This is a genomic window from Pseudomonas sp. GL_093, assembly GCF_057837605.1.
In genome coordinates this window covers 1,134,076-1,158,685 of record NZ_CM174448.1, presented here as the reverse complement: position 1 = coordinate 1,158,685, position 24,610 = coordinate 1,134,076, and the positions used below count along the sequence as shown (strand labels likewise).

At 59.4% G+C, this 24,610-nt stretch carries 24 protein-coding genes; 12 read left to right on the top strand and 12 right to left on the bottom strand.

The window, feature by feature from the left end:
• Positions 1–136: 136 nt before the first annotated feature.
• The 5 genes from AC3IUE_RS05115 (at position 137) to AC3IUE_RS05095 (ending at position 4,806) form a co-directional block, all read left to right on the top strand.
• Complete coding sequence (locus tag AC3IUE_RS05115; RefSeq protein WP_489265952.1) at positions 137–928, top strand: MlaA family lipoprotein; 792 nt, start codon at positions 137–139, stop codon at positions 926–928.
• Complete coding sequence (locus AC3IUE_RS05110) at positions 918–1,181, top strand: hypothetical protein (RefSeq protein ID WP_489265950.1); 264 nt, start codon at positions 918–920, stop codon at positions 1,179–1,181. The genes AC3IUE_RS05115 and AC3IUE_RS05110 overlap by 11 nt, the downstream gene beginning before the upstream one ends.
• A 78-nt stretch (positions 1,182–1,259) precedes the next feature.
• A complete protein-coding gene (locus AC3IUE_RS05105) occupies positions 1,260–3,182 on the top strand; it encodes an alkaline phosphatase D family protein (protein WP_489265948.1) in 1,923 nt (640 codons plus the stop codon).
• 158 nt (positions 3,183–3,340) lie between these two features.
• Positions 3,341–3,850 carry a P-loop NTPase family protein gene (locus tag AC3IUE_RS05100; RefSeq protein WP_489265946.1) on the top strand — a complete coding sequence of 170 codons (510 nt, stop codon included), beginning with the start codon at positions 3,341–3,343 and terminating at the stop codon, positions 3,848–3,850.
• A gap of 44 nt (positions 3,851–3,894) precedes the next feature.
• Complete coding sequence (locus tag AC3IUE_RS05095) at positions 3,895–4,806, top strand: LysR substrate-binding domain-containing protein (protein ID WP_489265944.1); 912 nt, start codon at positions 3,895–3,897, stop codon at positions 4,804–4,806.
• A 44-nt stretch (positions 4,807–4,850) separates the two neighbouring features.
• On the opposite strand, the gene AC3IUE_RS05090 is transcribed toward AC3IUE_RS05095, so the two are convergent.
• From AC3IUE_RS05090 to AC3IUE_RS05080, 3 genes are all read right to left on the bottom strand, one after another.
• A complete protein-coding gene (locus AC3IUE_RS05090) occupies positions 4,851–5,726 on the bottom strand; it encodes an alpha/beta fold hydrolase (protein ID WP_489265942.1) in 876 nt (291 codons plus the stop codon).
• Between the two features lie 148 nt (positions 5,727–5,874).
• Positions 5,875–6,621, bottom strand: a complete 747-nt coding sequence (locus tag AC3IUE_RS05085; protein ID WP_489265940.1) for an SDR family oxidoreductase — start codon at positions 6,619–6,621, stop codon at positions 5,875–5,877.
• Between the two features lie 193 nt (positions 6,622–6,814).
• Positions 6,815–7,990 carry an aspartate aminotransferase family protein gene (locus tag AC3IUE_RS05080; RefSeq protein ID WP_489265938.1) on the bottom strand — a complete coding sequence of 392 codons (1,176 nt, stop codon included), beginning with the start codon at positions 7,988–7,990 and terminating at the stop codon, positions 6,815–6,817.
• A gap of 102 nt (positions 7,991–8,092) precedes the next feature.
• Here AC3IUE_RS05080 and AC3IUE_RS05075 point away from each other — a divergent pair, with 102 nt between their 5' ends.
• Complete coding sequence (locus AC3IUE_RS05075; RefSeq protein WP_489265936.1) at positions 8,093–8,998, top strand: LysR family transcriptional regulator; 906 nt, start codon at positions 8,093–8,095, stop codon at positions 8,996–8,998.
• 75 nt (positions 8,999–9,073) lie between these two features.
• Positions 9,074–10,087 carry a sensor domain-containing diguanylate cyclase gene (locus AC3IUE_RS05070; RefSeq protein ID WP_489265934.1) on the top strand — a complete coding sequence of 338 codons (1,014 nt, stop codon included), beginning with the start codon at positions 9,074–9,076 and terminating at the stop codon, positions 10,085–10,087.
• Positions 10,088–10,106: 19 nt separating this feature from the next.
• On the opposite strand, the gene msrA is transcribed toward AC3IUE_RS05070, so the two are convergent.
• The 3 genes from msrA to msrB are packed head-to-tail and all read right to left on the bottom strand — an operon-like array spanning position 10,107 to position 13,182.
• Entirely contained in the window at positions 10,107–10,814 is a 708-nt protein-coding gene (gene msrA, locus AC3IUE_RS05065; RefSeq protein WP_489265932.1) for a peptide-methionine (S)-S-oxide reductase MsrA, read from the bottom strand.
• A gap of 31 nt (positions 10,815–10,845) precedes the next feature.
• Positions 10,846–12,621 (bottom strand): cytochrome c biogenesis protein DipZ, encoded by a 1,776-nt coding sequence (locus AC3IUE_RS05060; protein ID WP_489265930.1) that lies wholly within the window; start codon positions 12,619–12,621, stop codon positions 10,846–10,848.
• Between the two features lie 42 nt (positions 12,622–12,663).
• Positions 12,664–13,182, bottom strand: coding sequence for a peptide-methionine (R)-S-oxide reductase MsrB (gene msrB, locus AC3IUE_RS05055; protein WP_489265928.1), 519 nt, complete (start codon positions 13,180–13,182; stop codon positions 12,664–12,666).
• Positions 13,183–13,333: 151 nt separating this feature from the next.
• Between msrB and AC3IUE_RS05050 the strand changes: the two genes are divergently transcribed.
• From AC3IUE_RS05050 to AC3IUE_RS05030, 5 genes are all read left to right on the top strand, one after another.
• On the top strand, positions 13,334–14,050 hold the full coding sequence (locus tag AC3IUE_RS05050; RefSeq protein ID WP_489265926.1) for a response regulator transcription factor: 717 nt from the start codon (positions 13,334–13,336) through the stop codon (positions 14,048–14,050).
• Positions 14,047–15,564 carry a sensor histidine kinase gene (locus AC3IUE_RS05045; RefSeq protein WP_489265924.1) on the top strand — a complete coding sequence of 506 codons (1,518 nt, stop codon included), beginning with the start codon at positions 14,047–14,049 and terminating at the stop codon, positions 15,562–15,564. Before AC3IUE_RS05050 ends, AC3IUE_RS05045 begins: the two co-directional genes overlap by 4 nt.
• Before the next feature lie 64 nt (positions 15,565–15,628).
• Positions 15,629–16,144 (top strand): hypothetical protein, encoded by a 516-nt coding sequence (locus AC3IUE_RS05040; protein WP_489265922.1) that lies wholly within the window; start codon positions 15,629–15,631, stop codon positions 16,142–16,144.
• Positions 16,145–16,281: 137 nt separating this feature from the next.
• Entirely contained in the window at positions 16,282–16,986 is a 705-nt protein-coding gene (locus AC3IUE_RS05035; RefSeq protein ID WP_461997051.1) for a hypothetical protein, read from the top strand.
• Between the two features lie 301 nt (positions 16,987–17,287).
• Entirely contained in the window at positions 17,288–18,718 is a 1,431-nt protein-coding gene (locus AC3IUE_RS05030) for an aminotransferase-like domain-containing protein (protein WP_489265920.1), read from the top strand.
• 173 nt (positions 18,719–18,891) lie between these two features.
• On the opposite strand, the gene AC3IUE_RS05025 is transcribed toward AC3IUE_RS05030, so the two are convergent.
• The 6 genes from AC3IUE_RS05025 to yfcF all read right to left on the bottom strand — a co-directional run bounded on the left by AC3IUE_RS05025 (position 18,892) and on the right by yfcF (position 24,439).
• Entirely contained in the window at positions 18,892–19,692 is an 801-nt protein-coding gene (locus tag AC3IUE_RS05025) for an N-acyl homoserine lactonase family protein (RefSeq protein WP_489265918.1), read from the bottom strand.
• Between the two features lie 14 nt (positions 19,693–19,706).
• Positions 19,707–20,666, bottom strand: a complete 960-nt coding sequence (locus AC3IUE_RS05020) for a diiron oxygenase (RefSeq protein WP_489265916.1) — start codon at positions 20,664–20,666, stop codon at positions 19,707–19,709.
• A gap of 67 nt (positions 20,667–20,733) precedes the next feature.
• Entirely contained in the window at positions 20,734–21,492 is a 759-nt protein-coding gene (locus AC3IUE_RS05015) for a TauD/TfdA family dioxygenase (RefSeq protein WP_046045964.1), read from the bottom strand.
• A 21-nt stretch (positions 21,493–21,513) separates the two neighbouring features.
• The gene (locus tag AC3IUE_RS05010) at positions 21,514–22,386 is read right to left on the bottom strand and encodes a branched-chain amino acid aminotransferase (RefSeq protein WP_095132930.1); all 873 of its coding nucleotides are present in this window, start codon (positions 22,384–22,386) and stop codon (positions 21,514–21,516) included.
• Between the two features lie 24 nt (positions 22,387–22,410).
• Positions 22,411–23,763 (bottom strand): KamA family radical SAM protein, encoded by a 1,353-nt coding sequence (locus AC3IUE_RS05005; RefSeq protein WP_461997045.1) that lies wholly within the window; start codon positions 23,761–23,763, stop codon positions 22,411–22,413.
• Between the two features lie 31 nt (positions 23,764–23,794).
• On the bottom strand, positions 23,795–24,439 hold the full coding sequence (yfcF, locus tag AC3IUE_RS05000) for a glutathione transferase (RefSeq protein WP_461961253.1): 645 nt from the start codon (positions 24,437–24,439) through the stop codon (positions 23,795–23,797).
• Positions 24,440–24,610: the final 171 nt, after the last annotated feature.

Here is a 24,610-nt window from a genome sequence, read left to right as displayed (position 1 = left end):
CCATCTAAAACCATTCACGGCAGCGCGTCATATATTTCAATCCTGCAATAAAGCGTCAGCGCCGCAATAAACCAGACATCTTTGCGCAAGGCTTGGGGCTCAGCATCTCGGCGAATTCCTCCCGAGACTTGCGTCCATGTTGCCTTTCAAATGTGCTCCCTGGCTGACCCGCAACACCTCGATTGCCGTGCTGACCGCAGGGCTGGCGGGTTGCAGCAGTCAGCCGCCGTCCACCACCGATGTGAGTTGCGCCGACATCGCCTATTCAGTGTACGACCCGGCGGAACCGTTCAATCGCGGGGTCTTCGCGTTTAACCGGGTGGTCGATGACTACGCCTTGGCACCGGTCGCTCGCGGCTATCGCTACTCGCCGGACTTTTTCCAGACCGGTGTGCATAACTTTGTGGCGAACTTCGGCGAGCCCAAGGTATTCATCAATGACCTGCTGCAAGGCAACCCGATGCGCTCGGCCAATACCCTGGGGCGTTTCGTGCTGAACACCACGGTGGGTGTGGTGGGCTTGATCGATGTCTCCGGCATGGCCGGCATCCCGCGTCACGACGCGGACTTCGGCCAGACGTTCGGCGTGTGGGGCATCGGCAATGGTCCGATCGTCGAACTGCCGTTGTTCGGCACTTCCAACAGCCGCGACGCCGCCGGGCGCGTGCTTGGTTTTGTGATCGATCCGTTTGGCAGCAACAGCGATACCGTGGACACGCTGTCCACTATCAGCACGGTCGGCGGCTTCGTCGATGGCCGCGCAGAAGCCTTACCGCTGACCGACAGCCTGCAAAAACTGCCGGACTACTACAGCGCGTTACGCAACGTGGTCGCCGAGCATCGTGCCGCCTACGTGGCGGATGGCAAACAAGGCTCGCCGACGAACACCAAAACACAATGCACAGGAGCACCGGCCGATGGTTTCTGAAGGCAATAGCCTGATTCTGCAGCAACGGGTCATCCAGCAGGACCCGGCCACTCTGCACTGTCGGGAAATTACCCTGCGCCTGTCAGCGGACTGTCGCCATCTGGTGCTCAGCCGCTACACCGAACACTATGGCCCGGCGCTGGTGCGGTGGATCGAGCGTAGCCACACGGTGTCGGTGGCAGAGCTGTTTCGCTGGCTCGTGGCCAATGGCGAGACGGACGTAATGAAGGCGGACAGCGAGCTGTTGCCTTGACTGTCAGATTCGAGCCACTTGCATTTCATTGACCTCAGCTGCGTTATCATCCCGCGCTTCTCTGTTCCAAAAACCCGGATGTCCATGTCTTTGCCGCTGCCTGACGATCATCAATCCCTGCCCCCTGTCCTGGTCGGGCCGCTGTTGCGGCGTCTGGAGCCCACACGGCTGGTGATGTGGCTGGTGGGGTCGCGGGCGTTGACGATGACGTTGCGTCTGCAAGATCGCGACGCCATCCACCTCGACGCGAGTCAGTGCACGGTCATTGCGGTGGGCACCCAGGCCTTTGTTCATTTGATCGATGTGTCGCTGGACGCCGCCCTGCCCTGCGACACGTTAATCGAATACGACCTGCTGATTGACGACGCTGGCACAGGCATCGCCGATTGGGCCCCGCACTTGCTGTACGGCGACGCCCGTTGCCCAAATTTCGTCCTGCGTAAACGGGCCGATCACCTGTTGCACGGTTCCTGCCGCAAACCTCACCATCCGGCCCCGGACGGTTTGCTGTGCGTCGATCGTTTGCTGGAGGCCGAGCCGGACGCACACAAACGTCCGGCGCTGTTGATGATGAGCGGCGATCAGGTTTATGCCGACGATGTCGCGGGGCCGATGCTGCGAGCCATCCATGCCTTGATCAAACGGCTTGGGCTGTTCGAAGAGCACCTCGAAGGCGCGGTGGTCAGCGACAGCGCCAAACTCTACGAGCACCCCGCCAGCTACTACCATCGTGCGGATTTGTTACCGGCGCTGGAGAGCAACGAAACCCTGCGCGAGCGATTTTTCGGCGGGGCGCGTAAGCCGATTTTCACCAGCAGCAGTGCCGACAACCATCTGGTGACGTTCGCCGAAGTCATGGCCATGTACCTGCTGGTCTGGTCGCCAATACCCTGGACATTGATCGCCCCGCAACCACCGGCACTGACACCTGCAAGACGCGAGCGTTATGCGCTTGAGCAGACGCGCATCGATGGCTTCAAGGCCGGGCTGGGAGGTGTCGCCCGAGCGCTCGCGCACCTGCCGTGCCTGATGATTTTTGATGATCACGATATTACCGATGACTGGAATCTTTCCGCGCAATGGGAGGAAACGGCCTACGGCCATCCGTTCTCCAGGCGCATCATCGGCAACGCACTGATTGCTTACATGCTGTGCCAGGGCTGGGGCAACAACCCGGACGCGTTCGGCGCTGTGCTGAAGAAGGCCGGCGGATTGAGCGCGACCGGGCATGACCGCTACCTCGACAGTGACATTCAGGACGGGTTGATTGACGAGCTGCTGAGATTTCAGAACTGGCATTACGTGCTGCCCACTAGCCCGGCCATCGTCGTGTTAGACACCCGCACTCGGCGCTGGCGCAGCGAGATGAACCTCAAACAGCCATCGGGTCTGCTGGACTGGGAAGCCCTCAGCGAACTGCAACAGGAACTGCTCGATCACCCTTCGGCCATCATCGTTTCGCCGGCTCCGATCTTCGGCGTCAAACTGATCGAAACCGTGCAGCGCGTTTTCAGTTGGTGCGGTTATCCCCTGCTGGTGGACGCCGAAAACTGGATGGCCCATCGCGGCGCGGCCCAGGTGATCCTGAACATTTTCCGACACTCGCGCACGCCCGGTAACTACGTGGTGCTGTCGGGCGATGTGCATTATTCCTTCGTCTACGAAGTACTGATCCGACACCGCAAGGCTGGCCCGCGCATCTGGCAGATCACCAGCAGCGGCATCAAAAACGAATTCCCTCCCGCACTGCTCGAGTGGTTCGACCGCCTCAACCGCTGGCTCTACTCGCCCCGCTCGCCACTGAATTGGCTGACCAAACGCCGACGCATGCGCATTGTTCCGCATGTCCCGGAACATGCTGAAGCGGGTGAACGGCTGTGGAATTCGGCGGGGATCGGGCAGGTGTTCTTTAATGAAAAAGGACAGCCGCAAGAGATCTATCAGCACAACTCGGACGGTTCGCCGAAGACGCGGATGGTTGCGCCTGAGAATGACGACTGAAGGCTGATCGTTCCCACGCTCTGCGTGGGAATGCCTCAAGGGACGCTCCGCGTTCCAGCTCTCGAAAGGGACGCAGAGCGTCCCGGGCTGCATTCCCACGCAGAGCGTGGGAACGATCGGAGGGGAGTAGCCACTTCATTATTTGATCGGTGTCGCTCATGAACTTCACCCGAACCCTGATCATCGGCAACTCCGGTTCCGGCAAAAGCTGGCTGGCCGGACGACTGGCCAAGCACCTGCAAGTGCCGTGGGTCGATCTCGATTCGATTCACTGGTTGTCCGACGAACACAGCATCGCCCGCCCCCGTGCCGAGGCGTTGGGCATGGCACGGGTGGTGGCCAGTGAAGAGCGCTGGGTGATCGAAGGCGTTTACGGCTGGATCATCAGCGAACTCTTGCCCCGGGCGACAGCACTGATCTGGCTGTGTGTTGAAGATGAGGAATGTGTTGCCAATGTTCGTCAGCGAGAGGCGCAGCGGGACAAGAGTGACGAGTTGTTGATTGCATTGCTCGACTGGGCCGGCAGCTATCGTACGCGCGAAGAGTCCAGTGGATTTGCCGCGCATCAGCGTCTGTTCGAAGGGTTTGGCGGTTCGAAACTGCAACTGATGGAGCGGGCGCAAATGACCGACTTCATCAACTCTCTACCCCACACCTGGCGCATTTGAGAGCACTATGTCGCTCCTCCCTTTCACGGCTGCGGACCTGAACCATGAGAGCTCCGAACCACCTCAATGCCCTGCGGGCCTTCGAATCAGCGGCCCGGCACTTGAGTTACGTGCGTGCCGCCGAAGAGTTGAACGTCAGCCCGGCCGCCATCGGCCAATTGGTCCGTGGCCTGGAGGACACCCACAACGTCGTGCTGTTTCATCGTTCACGCAGCGGCCCGGCGCGGCTGGAGCTGACGGATGAGGCGCGGGCCGTGTTGTCTGACTTACAGACCGGGTTCGACTTTCTCGCCTCGGCGGTGGAAAAACTCAAGGCTGGCGGTGCGCCCACGTCCATCAGCGTGACAGTGCCGCCAGCCTTTGCCGACAAGTGGTTGCTGGCACGGGTTGAAGGGTTTCAGGCGCTGTACCCGCAGTACGAATTGCGCCTGGACACCAACGGCAAACTGGTGGATTTCACCACCGAGCGGGTCGATCTGGGCATTCGTTTTGGCAATGGTCAATGGCCGGGCCTGCTGACCACTTTCCTGTTGGGTGATGAGTTTTTTCCAGTGTGCAGCCCTTCCCTGCTGACCGGTGAGCACCCGCTGACCGGCATTGAACAACTCCAACATCACTCGCTGTTGCACGATGTTTCGATGCGCGGCACGTCTGCGTTTCCGACTTGGAACGTGTGGTTGAAACAGTCAGGACACGGATCGGTAGAGGCCGGACGCGGTTTGCAGATCAATGATTCGGCGGCCGTGTTGCAGACGGCGATCTCGGGCAATGGTGTGGCATTGGGCAGAAGCAGTCTGGTTGCAGCTGATCTGGCGGCCGGGCGACTGATCCGACCGTTCGGTGAGGCTCAGCCCTGCGAACTGGCGTATTACATCGTTCAGCGCGAAGGCATCGAGCCTACGCCCGCCGCCGAAGCCTTCAAAGCCTGGTTACTGGCCCAGGCCAACGAAAAATGACCCGTCGGGCGCGAGCCCTTCGGGTCTTTTTTTACTTAAGGTATTCAGCGCGTCGCGTTACCGATCACCTCGACAATCCGTTCGGCGATGTAATCCACATGGGTTTCCAGCGCAAAGTGGCCGGTGTCGAGTAACTCCACCACCGCGTTCGGATTGTCCCGCGAATAAGCCTCTGCACCCGGCGGAATGAAGAATGGATCGTGCTTACCCCAAATGACCAATGTCGGCAGCTTCGTATCCCGGAAGAACTGCTGGAACGCCGGGTAAAGCTTCAAGTTGTTGGCGTAGTCCAGGAACAGGTCCAGCTGGATCTCTTTGTTGCCCGGACGCTGCATCAGCAAGTCATCTAGCAGATACGATTCCGGCGCCACTGAATCCGGGTTGGCCACGCCGTGCAGGTACTGCCAGCGAGTGCCTTCCAGGTTCAGCACATTGTCGTGAATCACCTGGCGATTGGCCGCGATCGGCTCGGCCCAGTAAGTCTTGATCGGCGCCCATGCATCCCCGAGCCCTTCCAGATACGCATTGCCGTTTTGCGAAACCAGCGCAGTCACGCGCTCCGGATGAGCCAGGGCCAGACGCAAGCCAGCGGGTGCGCCGTAGTCGAAAATGTACATCGCATAGCGCTTGAGATTCAGCGCATCGACGAAATCGCCGAGGGTCTTGGCCAGTGCATCAAAGGTGTACACATAGCCGCGCGATTCAGGCACTTCGGTAAAACCAAATCCCGGCATATCGGGCGCGATGACGCGGTAATGCTTAGCCAGCAGCGGAATCAGGTGACGGTATTGATGTGACGACGATGGGTAGCCGTGGAGCAGCAACATGACTGGTGCATTGATATCGCCGGCTTCGCGGTAGAACACCCGCACGCCGTCGGCTTCGATGTATTGAGTGGTGACGCTATTCGACGTTTTCATGATTCGAGCCTCTGAGTATTGAACATTCAATTCGATGGTTTAATCCCGCCGGCTTGCCTCGAAACACCCACAATTCATCGTCAAAACAACTCTAGAGTTGTTTCAAAGTACGCTTGTCAGTTCGAGACAGCCGGTGGTTGAACGTGGATCAGAAGTGCGAGATGCCGCCGTCGACGATGATTTCCGAACCGGTCATGAAGGAAGAATCGTCACTGGCGAGGAACACCACGGTGCTGGCAATTTCACTGGCTTCGCCGAAACGGCCCAGCGGAACTTGTGCTTCGATACTTGCCGCGACGGCGGTGAGGTCCGCATCTGACAGGCCCAGTTTGCTGTGGAACGGCGTGCTGATCGGGCCCGGGCTGATGGCGTTGACACGAATACCTCGTGGAGCCAATTCGGCGCCCAATGTCAGGGCCAGTGAGCGAACGGCAGCCTTGCTGGCGGAAAGGATGGACAAGCCCGGCGCACCGACGCGATTCAGGAATGAAGTCGTCAGAATCACGCTGCTGCCTTTTGTCAGCAGAGGTGATGCTTTCTGAACGGTGAAGAAAATGCCTTTGAAGTTGAGGGAAAACTGCTCGTCGATCTGCTCATCAGTGACCGCTTCCAGCGGCGCGGCAGTGCCGGCACCGGCGTTGGCAAACAACACATCGATATGATCGTAGCGGGTGCGAATCGCGGCGATGACCTTGTCCAGATCCGCCGTCTTGCGCAGGTCTGCCGAAATCACCATCGCATCCGGGCCCAGCACCTGAGTGGCCGCTTCAAGCCGTTCCGGATTGATCCCGGTGACGATCACATGAGCACCCTGATCGCGAAATTGCTTGGCTGTTTCCAGGCCGATACCGGAAGTCCCGCCGGTGATTAGAGCTACTTTGTTATGCAGTTTCATGGTCGTTCTCCAAGGGATCGTCGATTGAGTGAAGCTGCCGAGGCTGATGCCTGGGCCGTGCATTCACTATCGCGATTGGCCGATGGGGTCACAACGCACAAGATCTGTGGGGGTGGGATAGAAAAACTTGGGTGCCGGGGGATGTCGAGTAAATCGGATTCGATCGTTCCCACGCTCCGCGTTCAATGGTGTATCAGGCCGCGCTCACTGCCCGGTAAACCCCTCTCACAATCATCTCTACTTCCCGCTCATCAATCGTCAGCGGCGGCAGCAAGCGAATGGTTTTGCCCCGTGTCACGTTGATCAGCAAGCCGTGATCCCTCGCGGCGATGAGGGTCAGGTCGCGAATCGGCTGTTTGAGGTCGATGCCAATCATTAAACCCTGGCCGCGGATCTCCAGGATATTCGGATCGTCCGCCAATTCGATGCGCAATCTGGCCAGCAAGCGCTCGCCCTGAAGCTTGGCGTTTTCCAGTAGCCCTTGTTCTTCGATGATCTCCAGTACGGTGCAACCGACCCGGCAAGCCAGTGGATTGCCGCCGAAGGTGCTGCCGTGACTGCCGGGGGTGAAGAGGTCGGCGGCTTTTCCCCGGGCCAGGCAGGCGCCGATGGGAATGCCGTTGCCCAGGCCTTTGGCCAAGGTCATGACGTCCGGAACGATGCCTTCGTGCTGAAAGGCAAACCACTGGCCGGTGCGGCCGATACCGGTCTGGATTTCGTCGAGCATCAGCAACCACGAACGCCGAGTGCAGAGTTCGCGAATGGCTTTCAGGTAACCGGGCGGGGCCATTTGGACACCGCTTTCACCCTGAATCGGTTCCATCAGGATCGCCACGATGCGCGGGCCGTGGGCTTGCTGCACCTTGTCCAGCGCCTTGAGGTCACCGAATGGCACTTTGACGAAATCCCCCGGCAACTCGTTGAAACCCAAGCGTACGGCCGGGCCATCACTGGCGGACAAGGTGCCCAGGGTGCGGCCGTGAAAGGCGTTTTCCATGACCACCACCAACGGTTGTTCGATGCCTTTTTGCCAGCCATACAACCGAGCGAGTTTCAGCGCCGTCTCGTTGGCTTCGGCACCGGAGTTGTTGAAGAACGCTCGCTCCATGCCTGCCAATTGCGTCAGTTTCTGCGCCAGTCGCTGTTGCCAGTCGATGCTGTAGAGGTTGGAAGTGTGCAACAGCAACCCGGCCTGTTCACTGATGGCCGAGACTATTTTCGGATGGGAGTGACCGACGTTGGTCACTGCCACGCCCGCCACCGCGTCCAGGTATTCACGACCGGCCTGATCCCACAGGCGTGTGCCCAGTCCTTTGCTGAAACTCAAGGCCAAGGGTTGGTAAGTGGTCATCAGGCAGGCGGCGGTCATGACATCAAGCTCCATCAATGGTCGGTGTTTTTGCAGTATGGTTAGCCACCTGAGCTAGATAAACGCTGCAACACTTCAATCATTTTAAAGCTGAGCTTGATAATGGATTTGTTCCAGGCAATGACCGTTTACGTCAAAGTGGTGGAAACCGGCAGCATGACCGCTGCCGCGTTGCAGTGCGAAATGTCCACCACTATGGTCGGCAATCACCTACGGGCGTTGGAGCAACGCCTGGGTGTGCGCCTGCTCAACCGTACGACGCGACGCCAGCGGTTAACGGAATTCGGCACTGCTTATTACCAGCGTTGCCTCGAAGTGCTGGGGCTGGTGGCCGATTCCGAACGGTTGGCCGAGCAGGCCCTCGATGAACCGAGCGGCACCTTGCGCATCACCGCACCGCTGACGTTCGGCACCGAAAAACTGGCACCCGCCCTGAGTGATTTCGCCCTACTGTGTCCACGCGTCAAATTGGATGTGGTCCTCACCAATCGCCGTCCGGACCTGCTCGAAAACGGTTTCGACGTAGCGTTTCGCCTGGGCAATACCGAGGAGGCCCACCTGATCGCCCGTCCACTCCTCGACTACAGCCTGACCATGTGTGCATCACCGGAGTACCTGGCGCGCAAAGGCACACCGCAGAAACCTGATGATCTGCAACACCACGACTGTCTATCCTTTGCCTATCCGGCCGGGGATGACTGGCAGTCGGTGGAAAAACACTGGCGCCTGACCGGTCCCGAGGGCGAAGTGGCGGTAGCAGTCAATGGACCGATGTTGATCAACAGTTCGGCAGGACTGCATCAAGCGGCGCGAACCGGTATGGGCATCGTGGTGTTGCCTGATGCGTTGATGGAGCAGGATCTCAAGGACGGAAAACTGGTGGCATTGATGCAGAATTACCTGCCACCGAGCCGGCCGATGAACCTGATGTATGCCCAGGATCGCTACCGTTTGCCAAAACTGCGTAGTTTCGTCGACTTTGCCTTGCAGAGATGGGGCAAGCACTAGCCGGCTCAATACGCCATCGACTAATCTCCTCGACAGGCGGGTCACTTAGACATCAGGGCGGCAAGGAGTGCGGAGATGGGTGAGGCGTCGAATATCGAGCCGTTGAAGTTCAATCTGCAGGATTTGAACGAAGACATGCTGCACACCATTCTGGAGCTGGTCAGCGACGGCATCTGGGACTGGAACGCCAATACCGGGTTCGTCTATCGCAACCCCGGGTGGTACGAGATGCTCGGCTACCCGCCTCATTCCCTGGATAACAACGTGTTGACCTGGGAAAACGTGATCCATCCCGACGATTACCAGCAGGTCATGACGCTGTTCGATGACTACCTGAATCAGCGCGCCCCCGGCTATCAGGCCGAGTATCGCTGCCGCATGCAGGATGGCAGCTACACCTGGATCGAAGACCGTGGCTACGTACTGGCACGCAATGCCGACGGCTCGGTGGCGCGGATGGTCGGCGCGCACCGCAGCATCGAAGACAAGAAACGCCTGTACGAAGCGCTTGAACGGCGCAACCAATCCCTTGAAGCGATCGTTGAAGAACGCACCCGAGAGTTGTCTCGCGTCAATCAGCAACTGCAAATCCAACTCGAAGAAAACCGCAAACTGGCGGAAACCGACACACTGACCTCAATCGCCAATCGCTATCTTCTGGAAAAAGCCCTGCCCCAGGAATGCGAACGCGCCCAGCGCTTTCGACAACCGCTGTCGCTGATCGCTATGGACATCGACGACTTCAAGAACATCAACGATCACTATGGCCACGCGCTGGGCGATGCGGCATTGGTGCAGGTAATCGATAGCGTGAAGCACTGCGTACGCGAGGGCGATCTGCTCGCGCGTTGGGGTGGCGACGAGTTCATCCTGATCCTTCCCAATACACCTCTCGCCGATGCCCGGGCCCTCGCCGAAGGTATCCGCCATGGTCTCGCAATCCTGCTGCCAGTGGGGGACTTCCAAGTGACCATGAGTTTTGGCGTGGTTCAGCGCTTTGACGAAGAACAACAGACCGGGTTGCTGGCCAGGGCCGATCAGGCGCTGTATCGGTCGAAGATCGCGGGCAAGAATGTGATTTCGGGGTAAGGGTTATGCCCTTCACTTCTCACATCCCCGCCTTCACCAACACCGGCTTCTCCTGATACCGATCCGGATACAGCTGCTTCAACTGCGCGACCTTCGGCAGATCGTTGATCACGATGTAGGGATAGGTCGGGTGCTCGGTCAGAAAGTCCTGATGCTCCTCCTCGGCCGGGTAGAAACCGTTGTAGGTCTCCAGCTTGGTGACAATGGGTTTGTTGAACGAACGGGCAGCGTCCAGCTGGGCGATGTAGGCCTGGGCGATACGCTGCTGCTCGCTGTTTTCCGGGAAAAGCACCGAGCGATACTGAGTGCCGCTGTCAGGTCCCTGACGGTTGAGTTCGGTAGGGTTATGAGCCACCGAGAAGTAGATTTGCAGCAAGCTGCCGTAGCTGACCTGACGGGGGTCGAAGGTGACTTCGACGGACTCCGCATGACCGGTATCGCCACCGCTGACCCGCTCGTACTGAGCAGTGTTGGCTGCACCGCCGGCGTAACCGGAGACCGCTTTTTTCACCCCTTTGACATGTTGGAACACGCCTTGTACGCCCCAGAAGCAACCGCCGGCAAACACTGCGGTTTCGTTGTGGGCCTGGGTGGTTTCGTCGAGGGTGGGGGGAGGAATGATGACCGCGTCTTCCGACGCACCGAAAGAGAACGCCAGGCATTGGCCGATGACGCCGGCAGCGGCCAAGCCCAACAGGGTGCGGCGCCAGGTGAATAGGGTTTTCATGAGGCTGATTCCTGAATAAATAGAATGACGATCAACCGAACGTAAACGCATACGCTGACACTCCGGGATCGAGAAACTCGATGCTGAAGGTCCGATCCGTCACGCCATCGGTTTGGCGCACTAATTGGTACAAGCGTTGTTCAGTCACGCTGCCGTTGCCGTCGGGCGCCACGTCGGTACCGTGGGCATCGCCGGGTGCTTTTCCGTCAATCAACACTTTGAAACGCACCGGTTTACCGTCAGTGCCAGGCCCCAACACCAGATGCAGATCGCGGGCATGGAAGCGGTAGACGATGCGACTGGCCGGCGCGCTTGAAGTCGCCCGCTCCGAGCCGACATTCCATTGACCGTCCAGGCTCCAGTCGTTGAGTGCCAATTGCGATGGAGCGCTATAGGCCGACACCTTGTTCGGCACCAGGCTGGTTTCAGGCACGAAATGCTCGGCACGCTGGTAGCCGACATAAGTTTCCGGCGATTGCACTTCGTTCATGTCCGGGGCCAGTTGAACACCTTCGGCACTGGCATTGATCAGGCCGTCCGCGACCTTCGCGGCACCCGCTTCGCGCAGCAGTTGCTGGATCACCCGCTCCGATTCGGCGTACTCGCCCTCGCCAAAGTGGTGATAACGGATGCGACCCTGAGCGTCGGCAAAATAGTGGGCTGGCCAGTATTGGTTGTTGAAAGCTCGCCAGACCTTGAAGTCATTATCGATGGCCACCGGGTAGTTGATGCCCAGGTCCTTCATGGCTTTGGTGACATTGCCTACGTCTCGTTCGAAAGCAAACTCGGGCGCATGCACGCCAATCACCACCAATCCCTGATCGCGGTACTTCTCGGCCCAAGCCTTCACATACGGCAGCGTGCGCAGGCAGTTGATGCAGGAGTAAGTCCAGAAATCCACCAGCACGACTTTGCCTTTCAAGGCCTGCGCAGTAAGGGGTGGCGAGTTGAGCCATTGCACCGCGCCATCCAGCGGTGGAAGGTTGCCTTCAATTGGCAGTGCGCCCGGCGTTTTGTCAGCCGCTTTCATTGCACTTCCCGAGGCCGGAACCTGCGCCATCATCGCCCCGCTAACGTTCGGTGATTGGCCGGCCAGCCGTCCCACCAACGCCTGCTCGATACCGCCGGTGGACGCCGTCGAAACCCGCGCCAGAATCCCGGTGTCGAGCCCCAGGGCGATCGCCGCGACACCGGCCAGCATCGCGGCGCCCAAACCTCGACGCAGCCACTCGCCAGCGCCGATGGAACGCTTCATCGCCGCGAAGACTTTACCGCCCAGCAGCAGCGCCACGGCGAGCGAGGTTGCGGCACCCGCGGCGTAGGCCAGCAACAACAAAGTGGTTGCGATGCTTGCCCCTTGCAGCGCTGCCCCTGTCAGCAACAGACCCAGAATCGGCCCGGCGCACGGAGCCCAGAGCAGGCCCGTGGCCACACCGATCAGGAATGAAGCGCCGGGACGCGGCCGGGCATCGGCGCCCGCAGCTTCCGACAGCCGGCTGCCGGCCGCCACCAGTGGGCGGGTCAGACGCTCGGCCAATTGAGGCAGCAACAGCGTCAGCCCGAACAGTGCAACGAACAGCAATGCGAGCCAGCGACCGTACTGATTGACTTGCACCACCCAACCGCCGCCCACCGCTGCCAGCGAGGCGACGAGCGCGAAGGTCAGCGCCATGCCCGCCAATAGCGGCAACCCGCTCTTCATAAACGGCTGTCCGGTGCGAGCAAAGACAAAGGGCAGCACCGGCAGGATGCACGGGCTGACAATCGTCAGCACACCACCGAGATAAGCGAGGACCAGAAGCCACATAACGTCGACCTGCAAAAATGAGTGAATGGGAGTACCCGCGGATCAAGCCGTCTTCGGCACAAAAGTCATCGCCAGGCCGTTCATGCAGTAACGCAGACCGGTGGGTTTGGGCCCATCGTCGAAGACGTGGCCCAGATGACCGCCACAACGCCGACAGTGGACTTCTTCGCGCAGCACTCCGAAGGAGCGGTCCTGACGAGTGGCCACAGCCTTGTCCAGCGGTGCCCAGAAGCTCGGCCACCCGGTGCGGCTGTCGAACTTGGTCGCGGAAGAAAACAGCGGCAGGTCGCAACCGGCACAGGCAAACGTACCGTCACGGTGCTCGTTGTTCAGCGGGCTGCTGTAGGCCCGTTCGGTGCCCTCTTCGCGCAGGATTTCGTACTGCTCGGCGCTGAGCATCGCGTGCCATTCGCTGTCGCTGTGAGTCACCTCGAACACCTCCGCCGCGCTGGCATCACTGACCAGTGCAGAACTGGCGGCAAATTTTGGCAATACACCGATGACCAGGGCTACAGCGCCTAGCCCGCCGCTTGCTACGAGAAACTGTCGCCGTGAAAACATGGTCGTCTCCGAAAATTCCAGGTACCTGTCATGGAACACAGCCTAGGCTTGGGTTGATCGCCAAATCCTCACGAGAAGTTAAACAATTCGTGATAACTCAGGCCCCGGAAAACCCGCACAATGCGCTCATTGCGCCGAAGGATTGAGCTTGATGGAACAGACCAAACGCGTCCTCGTGGTCGAGGACGACCTGCATATCGCCGACCTTATCTGCCTGCATCTACGTGATGAGCAGTTCGAGGTGGTGCACTGCGCCGATGGCGATGAAGGCATGCGCCTGCTGCAGCAAGGAAGCTGGGACGCACTGATCCTCGACCTGATGCTGCCCGGCGTCGACGGCCTGGAAATCTGCCGCCGCGCCCGCGCCATGGCCCGCTACACACCGATCATCATTACCAGTGCGCGCTCCAGCGAAGTGCACCGGATTCTCGGACTCGAACTCGGCGCCGACGATTACCTGGCCAAACCCTTTTCGATGCTCGAACTGGTGGCCCGGGTCAAAGCGCTGTTGCGACGGGTCGACGCCATGGCCCGCAACCTGAAGATGGACGCCGGCAGCCTGATCACGGACGGCCTCTCCATCGACCCGATCACGCGCGATGTGTCCCTTGACGGTCGCCGCCTCGACCTCACGCCACGGGAGTTCGACCTGTTGTATTTCTTCGCCCGTCAGCCCGGCAAAGTGTTCTCGCGCATGGACCTGCTCAACGCCGTCTGGGGCTACAGCCATGAAGGCTACGAGCACACCGTCAACACTCACATCAACCGCTTGCGGGCAAAGATCGAAGCCGATCCGGCTCAACCGGTGCGCATCCTCACGGTGTGGGGACGAGGCTACAAATTCGCGCCCAGGGAGGAGCAGCCGTGAGACTGACCCTGACTCAGCGCCTGTCCCTGGTGTTCGCCGTGTTGCTGCTGGTGTGCTGCGGCACGTCGGCCTGGATGCAGGTGCAATCCAACAAAATGCATGAGCTGGAAGTGGTGCAAGGGTTATCGCGGGATCTGGCCCAGCACATCGCCCATGACACCGTGCTGATGGACACCAAAGGCCTGATGCCCGACGCCGTGCGCGACCTGTTCAGCCAACTGATGCTGGTCAATCCCAGTGTCGAGGTCTATCTGCTCGACCCCGAGGGCCGGATTGTCGGCAGTGCTGCGCCCGAGGGTCGGATACGCCGGGAGCGGGTCGATCTGGCGCCGATCCAGCGCCTGCTCAAGGGCGATGCCCTGCCGGTTCTCGGCGACGATCCGCGCAGCGTCGATGGCCGCAAAGTGTTCAGCGCCGCGCCCTTGCAGGTCAATGGCAAACCGGTGGGTTATCTCTATGTGGTGCTGCTGAGCGAAGAGCACGACCGCTTCGCCGAACGCGGCGCCACCAGCGCCGCCCTGAACACCGCGCTGTTGTCCATCGGGTTGGTGGCGTTGCTGTGCCTGATTGCCGGTCTCACCGCATTCGCCCTCATCACCCGACCTTTGCGCCGGTTGACCGAAACCGTCAGCCAGTTCGACATTGATGGTGCTCCGGTAACGCCGCCGGCATCCGTCCCGGCGGAAAAAGCCGCCAGCCACGATGAAATTGCCATACTCGACGCCACCTTCCGGCAGATGCAGGCACGCCTCGGTGAGCAATGGCGTTCATTGACCCGCCAGGATCAGGAACGCCGCGAACTGGTGGCCAACATCTCCCATGACCTGCGCACGCCTCTCGCCTCGCTGCACGGTTACCTGGAAACCTTGTCGTTGAAGGACGCCACGCTGTCACCCGCCGACCGCCGCCGTTACCTGGGCATCGCGCTGGATCAAAGCCGCAAGGTCGGTGGACTGGCGCAATCGCTGCTGGAACTGGTGCGCCTGGAACATGGTTTCGTGCAACCGGTGCTGGAGCGTTTCTCGCTGACCGATCTGGTGCAGGACATTTTCCAGAAGTTCGAACTGACAGCCGAGGCGCGCCAGGTCGAACTCAAGGCCACCTTCGCACCCAATGTTTCGGCGGCCTGCGCCGACCTTGGATTGATCGAGCGGGTACTCACCAACCTGTTCGACAACGCCCTGCGCCACACCCCGCAAGGGGGAGAAATCGAGCTCAGCCTGCGCCCTCAAGGAGCTTTTATCGAAGTGACCGTCAGCGACACCGGCCCCGGCATTGCTGCCGAATTGCGCGAAGGTCTGTTCCTGCGCCCGTTCAACATTGGCGGCGCACGACGTGATGGCGGACTGGGATTGCGGATCGTGCACCGGATCCTGCAATTGCATGGCCGCGAGATCCAGCTGATTGACGTTCCCGGACGCGGCGCGACCTTCCGCTTTTCGTTGGCGGTGGATCAGCAAACGGCCGAGCAATTGGCGGTGCGGTCGATGAATCTGAATTCGCTGGGGAAATAGTCGACTGCCTGGGCCACAGCAACGGCTAATATCCTGACACCATTTTCGGCAAGGACGCTGCGCGATGCTCAACCCCCTGCAAAACACCCCATTGTGGGTTTACGCGATATTTCTGCTGCTGTGCTACTTCGGCGTCAAAGCCCTGTCCCCGACACGTGAAAGCAAAACTTCATTGCTCGTCACAGCGCCGATATTGCTGGGCTGGTCACTCTATTCGCTGAACCTGACGCTGAATCCGCAGCTATCGGTCAGTTGCTGGTTGACCGCCGTCATCCTGGGCAGCCTCGCGGCGCTGCTGATTTTCCCACGCAAGGGCATTGAGCTGGATGATCCACAAACCGGCCTGATCGTGCCGGGCACAGCAAAAACCCTGGTGCTCTACCTGCTGTTTTTTGCGGTGAACTATTACTTCGGCTACCAGGATGACGTTCACCCGGAAATGGCCGCCACCTTGGAGATGTTGCTGCTCAAGGCATCGGCGTCCGGTTTTGTCTGTGGACTGATCAGCGGTCGGGCGTTGAAGCTTTATCGGCTACTGCTGACACTTCAGGCAAAACGCCCCCCGATAGCCGCCGGTTAAAAGCCGCTGTACCAAAAATGATGACCAGCCGCCTGTTCATCCGTGACAACGCCGCCTCGGTCCAATAGATTAGGCGGCCTGAAAAGGCCCAGAGCTTTCTCGCCTCAACCCAAGTTAAAAGAAGTAGTGAAATTTCAATGTCCGATTCCAATACCGCTGAATCCGTAGTCACCTTGTCGTCCAAAGCGGAATACGAAAACTCCATCAATCTTTCACAGCACGTGCCCCAGGCCAAGACCATCAGCGAGATGGTCCTGGACGCTTTCCAGTCCACCCGGGAAAGCGACCAGATCCGCGAGCTGCGCGCCGCGATTCGCCACGCTCACGACAGCTTCGACGACGATAAAGCCTACCAATTGATGGGCGAACTCAAGCAGCTCAAGGACGCCGAGGCTGCCGACATTGCTGCCCTGGAAGACTTGAGCAGCAAATTTCCGATCAGCCGGATTCTCTCCAGTTTCAAGGACGACCCCGCATTTCAGGAATTGGTCTATGGCCTCGCACTGAAAGTGCTGAACCAGACCCACCAGGCCATCAGCAACCCGAGCAGTGGCAAAAGCAAGGCTGCTCGCGCCAAGAAAGATGTCGAAGTGTTCACCATCAGCAAAGACGGTATCAGCGTGACGTTGCCGCTGCGCACCCCGCGTTCGCGTCTGAGCGTTGACCGTGAAGCGCTGGAGTTCCTGGGCTTTACCTTCGTCGGCGAAGGCGAAGAAGCGGAGCTGGAAAGCGAAACCTTCCTGGACAATGCCGGGGCCGAACAAGCGGTTAACCGCAAGAACATCATCACCGCGCTTCAGCAGCAAACCGCGTTCGATGGCTACAGCATCGCCGCGCAATAATACGATCCATCAGCAGCGCTTCGGGCGCCACTGACCCAAGAGCCCCGCCCTAGAGCGGGGCTTTTTATTGCCCGCGATTTTATAAAACCCACCATTTCCCTTCCTGTCGTCGTCGCCCACACCGAGACAGTTGCAAAGTGCCACCTCATTCGGCAATCAATGCCCAAAAGCACTCATGCCACGGTGGTTCGGCGCCAGAAAAACACTCTTCCTTAACCCTTCAGCACCACGGGTCCGCCTGCAGGGAGCGTCAACTCACTTTCCAGCCCAAGACTTCAGTGGTGCGATTGCTGAGGTCATCATGAACACAACTCCCCTTTACCGTCAGTTGGCCAACCACTACCTCGACGCGATCCGCAGCGGCACCTTGAAAACCGGTGAACGATTCCCCTCCATTCGGTTGATGATGGAAAAACACGCCGTCAGCCTGTCGACCGCGGTGCAGGTTTGCCGGGAACTCGAGGACTGTGGAGTCCTGGAAGCCCGGCCGCGCTCCGGCAACTACATTCGCCAGCCCGATACGTTGCGCAAACCCGTCCCGATCGCGCCTCCCCCGCCGCTGGACACCGGCGTCTACGTCGGCATTCACGAGCAGGTGTCATCGGTCCTCAAGGCCAGTCAGCGCGCGACGATCAAGGTCAATTTCGCCAGTGCCTTCTGCGCGTCGGAACTCTATCCGTTGAAGATCCTGCAAGATCATATGATCAAGGCGCTGCGTCACGATCCGCACTTGCTCGGCGCGGCGGGTTCCACCTGCGGCAACAGCACATTGCGCAGTATTCTTGCGCGACGGGCGCTGACCGCAAAGTCCAACCTGCCAGCGGAAAAGATTGTGATCACCAACGGTGCGACCGAAGCGATCAACCTGGCCTTGCGCGCGGTCACCCAGCCAGGCGACACCGTGGCCGTGGAGTCGCCGACCTTTTACGGTTTGCTGCAAATTCTTGAAAGCCTGAACCTGCGGGTGCTGGAGGTTCCGGCGACCTCGCATGCCGGAATCAATCTGTTCGCCCTCGAACAATTGCTAAAAGGCCCCGAACGAGTTCAGGCGCTGATTGTCATTCCCAACCTGCAAAATCCGCTGGGCAGCATCATGCCCGACGCCAACAAGGCGCGGCTGGTGCAGCTGTGCGCCGAGCACGCCACGGTGCTGATCGAAGACGACACCTATGGCGATCTGGTGGATACCGAGCAGCCGCTGTCCACGCTCAAGCACTGGGACCGCACCGACAACGTGATCTATTGCGCATCCCTGAACAAAACCCTGGCACCGGGCATACGCCTGGGCTGGATCAGCGCGGGGAAATGGCACGACCGCGTGGAAATGCTCAAACACACTCAGTCCCGGGGATGTGAGGCGTTGTCGCAACTGGCGGTCAGTGCGTTCATGAAGACACCGTCCTACGAACGTTACCTACGCCGCTTGAGGAAAATCCTGACTCACCAACGCCAGCAAATGAGCGCGGCGATCATTCGCTACTTTCCCGCCGGCACCTGCGTGACCTCCCCTCGGGGCGGTACGTTGTTATGGGTGGAACTGCCGCGCCAGCATTCGTCCATGGCGTTTTTCCATGAGGCGTTGAAGGCCGGTATCCAGATTTCGCCTGGGGATATCTTTTCCAACGCCCAGCGTTTCAATCACTTTGTGCGCATTGGTTGCGGCGCGCCGTATTCACCCCGCATAGATGAAGCGCTGGCGACCCTCGGCCAACTCCTCAAGAACCAGCGCTAAACACACCCGTGTAGCAGCTGCCGAGCCTGCGAGGCTGCGTTCGGCTGCGGAGCAGTCGTAAAACCATCCATCGCGGTGTTTCAGGTAGACCGAAGTGGCAGGATTGACGACTGCTTCGCAGCCGAACGCAGCCTCGCAGGCTCGGCAGCTGCTACAAGGGTTCAGTGTTGGGTTCAGATCGGGTTTTGGTGCAGACAAATGATGTGCGGATCGTCATTCCAATGGGGAAAACGCTCGGCAATCAGCGGGTCATGGCCGGGAATGACATGGTCTTCGCCGTCGGCCAGGCTATCGATGAGACTGAACGCCTCAAGCGTCTGCGCCAGATCATCCAGAATCGGAAATGGACTGCGCTGACGGATGTTGGCCCACAAGTGCGCGGCATCCGAGGCCAGAACAATCCACCCGCGCTCGGTGTTCACCCGCACGACTTGGCTACCCGGTGTATGCCCGCCCACCGGGTGCAACGTTACACCGGGAATCACCTCGACCGTGCCGGTGTGCAAACGCATCCGGCCCTCGAACAGCGGTGGAAGCGCCGACATCACGTCGTCGACCTCGTAGGTTTTGTTCACCGTGTGATGGGCCATTTTCGGCCCGGTGCAGAAGCGCAGTTCCGCTTCTTGCAGATGCACCGTGGCCTTCGGAAAAAGCCCCAGGTTGCCGGCGTGATCCCAGTGCAAATGGGTGAGGATCAGGTTGTCGACCTGTGCCGGATCAATATCCAGTTGGCGTAGGGATTCTTCCGGCAGGCGATACATCTGACGGTTGCGCCGGTCTGCCGTGGCCGGTTGGAAACAGGTGTCGACCACGATCACCTGCTGCTCGTTACGAATGACCCAGAAGTAGTAATCCAACGGCATCGACGCATTGGGATCGCCGCAGCAGGCGTCGTAGAGAAAGTTCTCCCGGGCGGTGCGCTGGGCATTGGCGCCGACACGGATCGCGAACACTTCGTACACAGGAACGGACATATTCACCTCCTGGTTCAGGCCGCTGCGGTGGCTTTGAGGGTCGGACGGAAGTCGAAATCGATCTCGTCGCTGATGCCCAGATCCTGGGCCAGACGATGCAGACCACTGTAGTCCCGCATGATCGTGGCGTTCTTGTTGCTCTCCCGGGTGTCGGCGATGATCAGCGCGGCATCCTCGACCCCGAGCTGCGTAAGAATTGCCTCCCACATCGAGTAGTCCTGGGCGACAAAAGCACTCAGCGCCACCGACAACGTACGAGCGAAAAACGCCCGTTGGGTCGGCTGCATGTTCGCGTACATGACCTTCGCCACTTCGGCGAGAATTTTGCTGTGGGCATATTCGTCGCGGTTATGCAGTTCGGCCACGCGGCGGTTTTGCGGTTGAATGCTTTGATCGTCGGCCAGCAAATCCAGATAGGCGTTGACGCTGATCTCGGCCACCACCGCAAAGGTGATCGCCGCCAGGTCGCGCTGCCACTGCTCCGGCAGTTCTTCGCGCAGGGCGATCAGCCGCAGGTAGGTGACCGACGGTGGTAGATCCAGATCCTGATCGAGCGCTCGCTCCAGCTTGGTCCGTTCGATCGCCCGCAGGTGCATGAGCGTGTGGTAGTGCTCGTCGATCAACGTCTGTTGCATGGCCTCGCGAAAATGCCAGTCATCCTTGCCCAGGTATTGATTGGCGATGACGCTCAGTGCCGGGTTCACCACATGCTCTTCGGCGGTCACCGTGCGCAGGTTGTAGCCGATCCAGCCCCAGGTCACCACGGTGCTTTTGAGTTCATCGCTCAGGGCCTGGAATTTCGGATGATGGAAAAACGGCACCATGCACTCCGGGTAATCCGGACGTGCCGGATCGAACGCTTCGCTGGCCTCGGCCCTGTCCGGTGCACACACCGTGGCTCTTTTGGTCCAGGCCTGATTGAGCCGCACGACCAGTTGATGATCGACCTTGGCGATCTCGATTGCTGTTTGCATGACGCGATACCTGTAGGACGCGTACCCGATGACGGGTACGCCAATAGAATTAAGGGCGACGGATGATTCAGGCCAGCCAGTAGCGGGTCAGGTTTCGCGCCGGGTCAGTGTATCGGCTGCGGGCATGGATCATTCGCCAGTTGTCCCAAATCAGCAGGCATCCGTCGGGAATCAGCACCGGTGTGTTGTGCTCAACGAAATACGCTTCGCCCAGGACTGCAAACCTGGCCAGTGGCGACGAGCTATTGGCGACTTGCGAGTGCAGCAGCGCTTCCTTGGAAGGATTCACATCGCCGTAGTGAAACTGGTTGTAGCTGAAGCGGAAAATATCCCCGTCTTCTGTAGGCGTCAGGATGTATTCCTTGACCCGGCGTTGTGCGGCTTCACCTGGTTTGGCGGTGGCGACGAACTCCACAGGCGTGTCGTCGATCCATTCACGCAGCTCGGGATCCGTGCGTTCAAGGAACGCCAGCAATTCATAACCGTCCACCAGCCCTGTATGCCCGCCACCGCACGTGGCCTGTTGATGACAATGCAACGCCAGGTAGCGCGGCGGCGGTCCGTAAACCGGCGCTTCGGTGTGCGGGCCGATGCCGTTCATGCTCTGAGAATACGGCAAGTCTTCGTACCCCGGCTTGCGGGTGATGGCGAACGCGGTTTGCCCGTTGAATTGCGGAATGACCGGGCCGAATTCCTGCAGCGTGCCAAGCACGTCGTCGGCGAACTCGTCCGGCGTCAACACCGTCCAGCCTCGCGCCGACAATTCTTCATGGCGGTGGCCCAGTGAAACGTAAGGTTTAGACGCGACAATCCCTTGATCTGACATGGTGAGATTCCTGGCTGTTTATCAGGCGTTGACGGTTGAGGTGTAGGCGGCAATGAATTCGCGGCAGGCGTTGCCCGGTCGATAGCGATGTTCATCAATGCGCTGCACGGGTGTGATTTCGGCAGCGGTCCCGGTGAGAAAACACTCGTCGAAGTCGCCAAGCTCCGTAGGAACAATGGTTCGCTCGACCACTTGGTAATCCAGCGCCCTGGCCAGTTCGATGACGGTCTGACGGGTAATACCGTTGAGGAAACAATCCGGCACCGGCGTGTGCAACGTCCGACCTTTGACGAAGAACACGTTGGCGCTGGTGGCTTCGGCAACGTTGCCGCGCCAGTCGAGCATCAAGGCGTCGTGGTAACCGTTGTTTTCAGCATCGTGCTTGCTCAGCGTGGCGATCTGATAATGCCCGGATGCCTTGGCTTCAAACGGGCTGCAGCTCGGTGGCGGACGACGCCACTCAGCGGTTTTCAAACGAATGCCGGCCATGTGCCCGGCCGGGTCGAAATAGCTCGGCCATTGCCAGCAGGCGATCGCCACATGGACGCTGTTGAAGCGAGCCGAGGTGGAAATCATTTCACTGCCGCGCCAGGCCACTGGCCGCAGATAACCGTCGACCACGTTGTTGCGTTGCAGCAGCTCATGGCTGGCCGCTTCCAGTTCGGCAAGCTCATAGGGAATGACGAAATCCATCAACTGAGCCGAGCGATACAAACGCTCGCTGTGTTCGCGCAGTTTGAAGATCTTGCCGTTGTAGACACGCTCTCCCTCATACACCGTGCTCGCGTAGTGCAGACCATGGGTCAGCACATGCAGCCGCGCCTGGGACCACTCGACGAACTCGCCGTCGAGCCAGATGAAACCTTCTCGCTGATCAAACGGAATACCGCTCATATCCATATCTCCTGATGAATCGTCCTACGCCGTTTCGAGCAGAACCGGTATCAATTCGGGCGCCGGAGCAACCACAAGATCAGGCTCGGGCTGAAAGAAGAACAAGCGCTCACCGAACGCCGGCCGCAACTCATCGAACCAGGTCGCTTGCGGATCGAATCGCGCATAGAACGTGCGCAACACCCATTGCGGATCGCGAGCCTGGAGGAACTGCAGCACGAAGACTTTTTCCCCGGCCACGGTTTCGATGCCGTTGATCAACACCTTGCCGTAGAAGGTGCTCATGGACGGACCACGAACCGTGCGCGCCAATCCGGACACCGTGCGATACGCCGCCTGAAAGATCTCGAATGCCCGGGCCAGCGGCATCGCGAAATAATGGCTGGGGCCGGTATCGCGCTCGACAAACATGTAATAAGGCACCGCGCCGAGCCGCACGCCTTCGGTCCAGAGCGCCGCCCAATCAGCGGGGTTCTCGTTGATGTGCCGAATCACCGGCGCCTGCATGCGCAACGTGGCGCCGCTGGAGCGAATGCGTTCGATGGCCTGGCGGGCAATGTCCTGACGGATCTCCACCGGGTGGTTGTAGTGCCCCATGATCGAGAGGTTTTTCCCCGCCGCGACGATCCGCTTAAACAGCTCCAGCAGTTCGGGCGCATCCTTGTCGCTGACAAACCGTTGCGGCCAATACGCCACGGATTTGGTGCCGATACGGATGCTTTTCAGGTGAGGCAAGTCCAGCAACGGCTCGATGTACCCCGCCAGCGAACGGGTATTCATGATCATTGGATCGCCACCGGTGATCAGCACATCGGTGACTTCGGTGTGCACCCGCAGGTAACTCACCAACTCCTGGGATTCGCGCGCATTGAACTTGAGTTCTTCTTCGCCGATGAACTGCGCCCAGCGGAAACAGAACGTGCAGTAGGCGTGACAGGTCTGGCCGGCACCGGGGAAAAACAGCACGGTTTCGCGGTACTTGTGCTGAATACCCGGCAGGACTTTTCCGTCGAGAGTCGCGCCGTTATGCGTCAGTTGCCCGGCCGGATGCGGGTTCATCCGCAACCAGATCGCCTCGATCCGCCGCTTGATGGCGACACTGTCATCCCGTTCGATCAGTTGCTTGAGCGACGCGTACTCGTCCGGCAGCAGCATGTCCTTGTGGGGAAAGGTCATGCGGAAAATCGGATCGTCCGGGATGTTGTTCCAGTCGATCAACGTGCCCAGTACATATTCATTGGTGCGAAACGGCATGACCCGGGCCACGACGGTCATGGCTTCCTGCAACGCTGGCGTCAGTTTCTGCCAGTACGGCGTGTCTCGAATGGTGCGTGAGTTATAGGGCTTGTAGCGTTCCTGCTCCGACATTCCCTGCATGGCAGCGCTCCTGGTGATTGGCTGGCAGTTCTTACTGGATGGCCGGCGCTGCGCGCTCTATGTCCATCCATGCCCGAACACTGTCGCGATCCCACTGGCGGCGGACATACGCGGCGAGTCGGGAGGGAACCTGATCACCATTGGCGACCAGTCGGTTGAGCATGATTGCCAGGTCGGTGTCGGCAATGCTCCAGTCACCGAACAGATGCTCGGCGCCCCCCTCCAGCAATCGATCGGCGACAAAGAACAACCGGTCGACGGCGGCCAGGGCATCGTCGGACAGCGGGGTATCTTTTTTGCCGAAATAAATAAGATCCGCCGGGCGTTCTTTGCGAATGACCAGCAAATCGCTGCGCAACCAGGCCTGGAGTTGACGGGCGCGAGCGCGCTGCTTGATGTCCAGCGGCAATAGTCTGTTATGCCCCGGCGCTACTTCTTCCAGGTATTCGGCAATGGCCGAAGATTCCGACAATGCGAAACCCTGGTGAATGAGCGTGGGGATCTTGCAGGTGAGAGACAGATCACGATAACTCGCTTGATAGTTATCCCGCGCCTTTAAATCCAGCGTGACCAGTTCAAACGAAAGTTGCTTTTCCTTGAGCGCCACAAAAGCCGACATTGCAAAAGCACTGACAAAATCTGCGCCGACATAGAGTTTAAGCTTTGTACTTTCCATAGAACGCTCCCTTGCATTAACCACATTAATCCGTTGCCTTGGAAGTGATCGTAGTTAGTTGATCAAGCGCTGAACAGATACAGAAATTATCTGTTTCTATCGATACAGAAAGTTCAAAAACGCAGATCGCCGGGAGGATTTTGCAGGGGTCACAGAAAAGAAAAAGGGAGT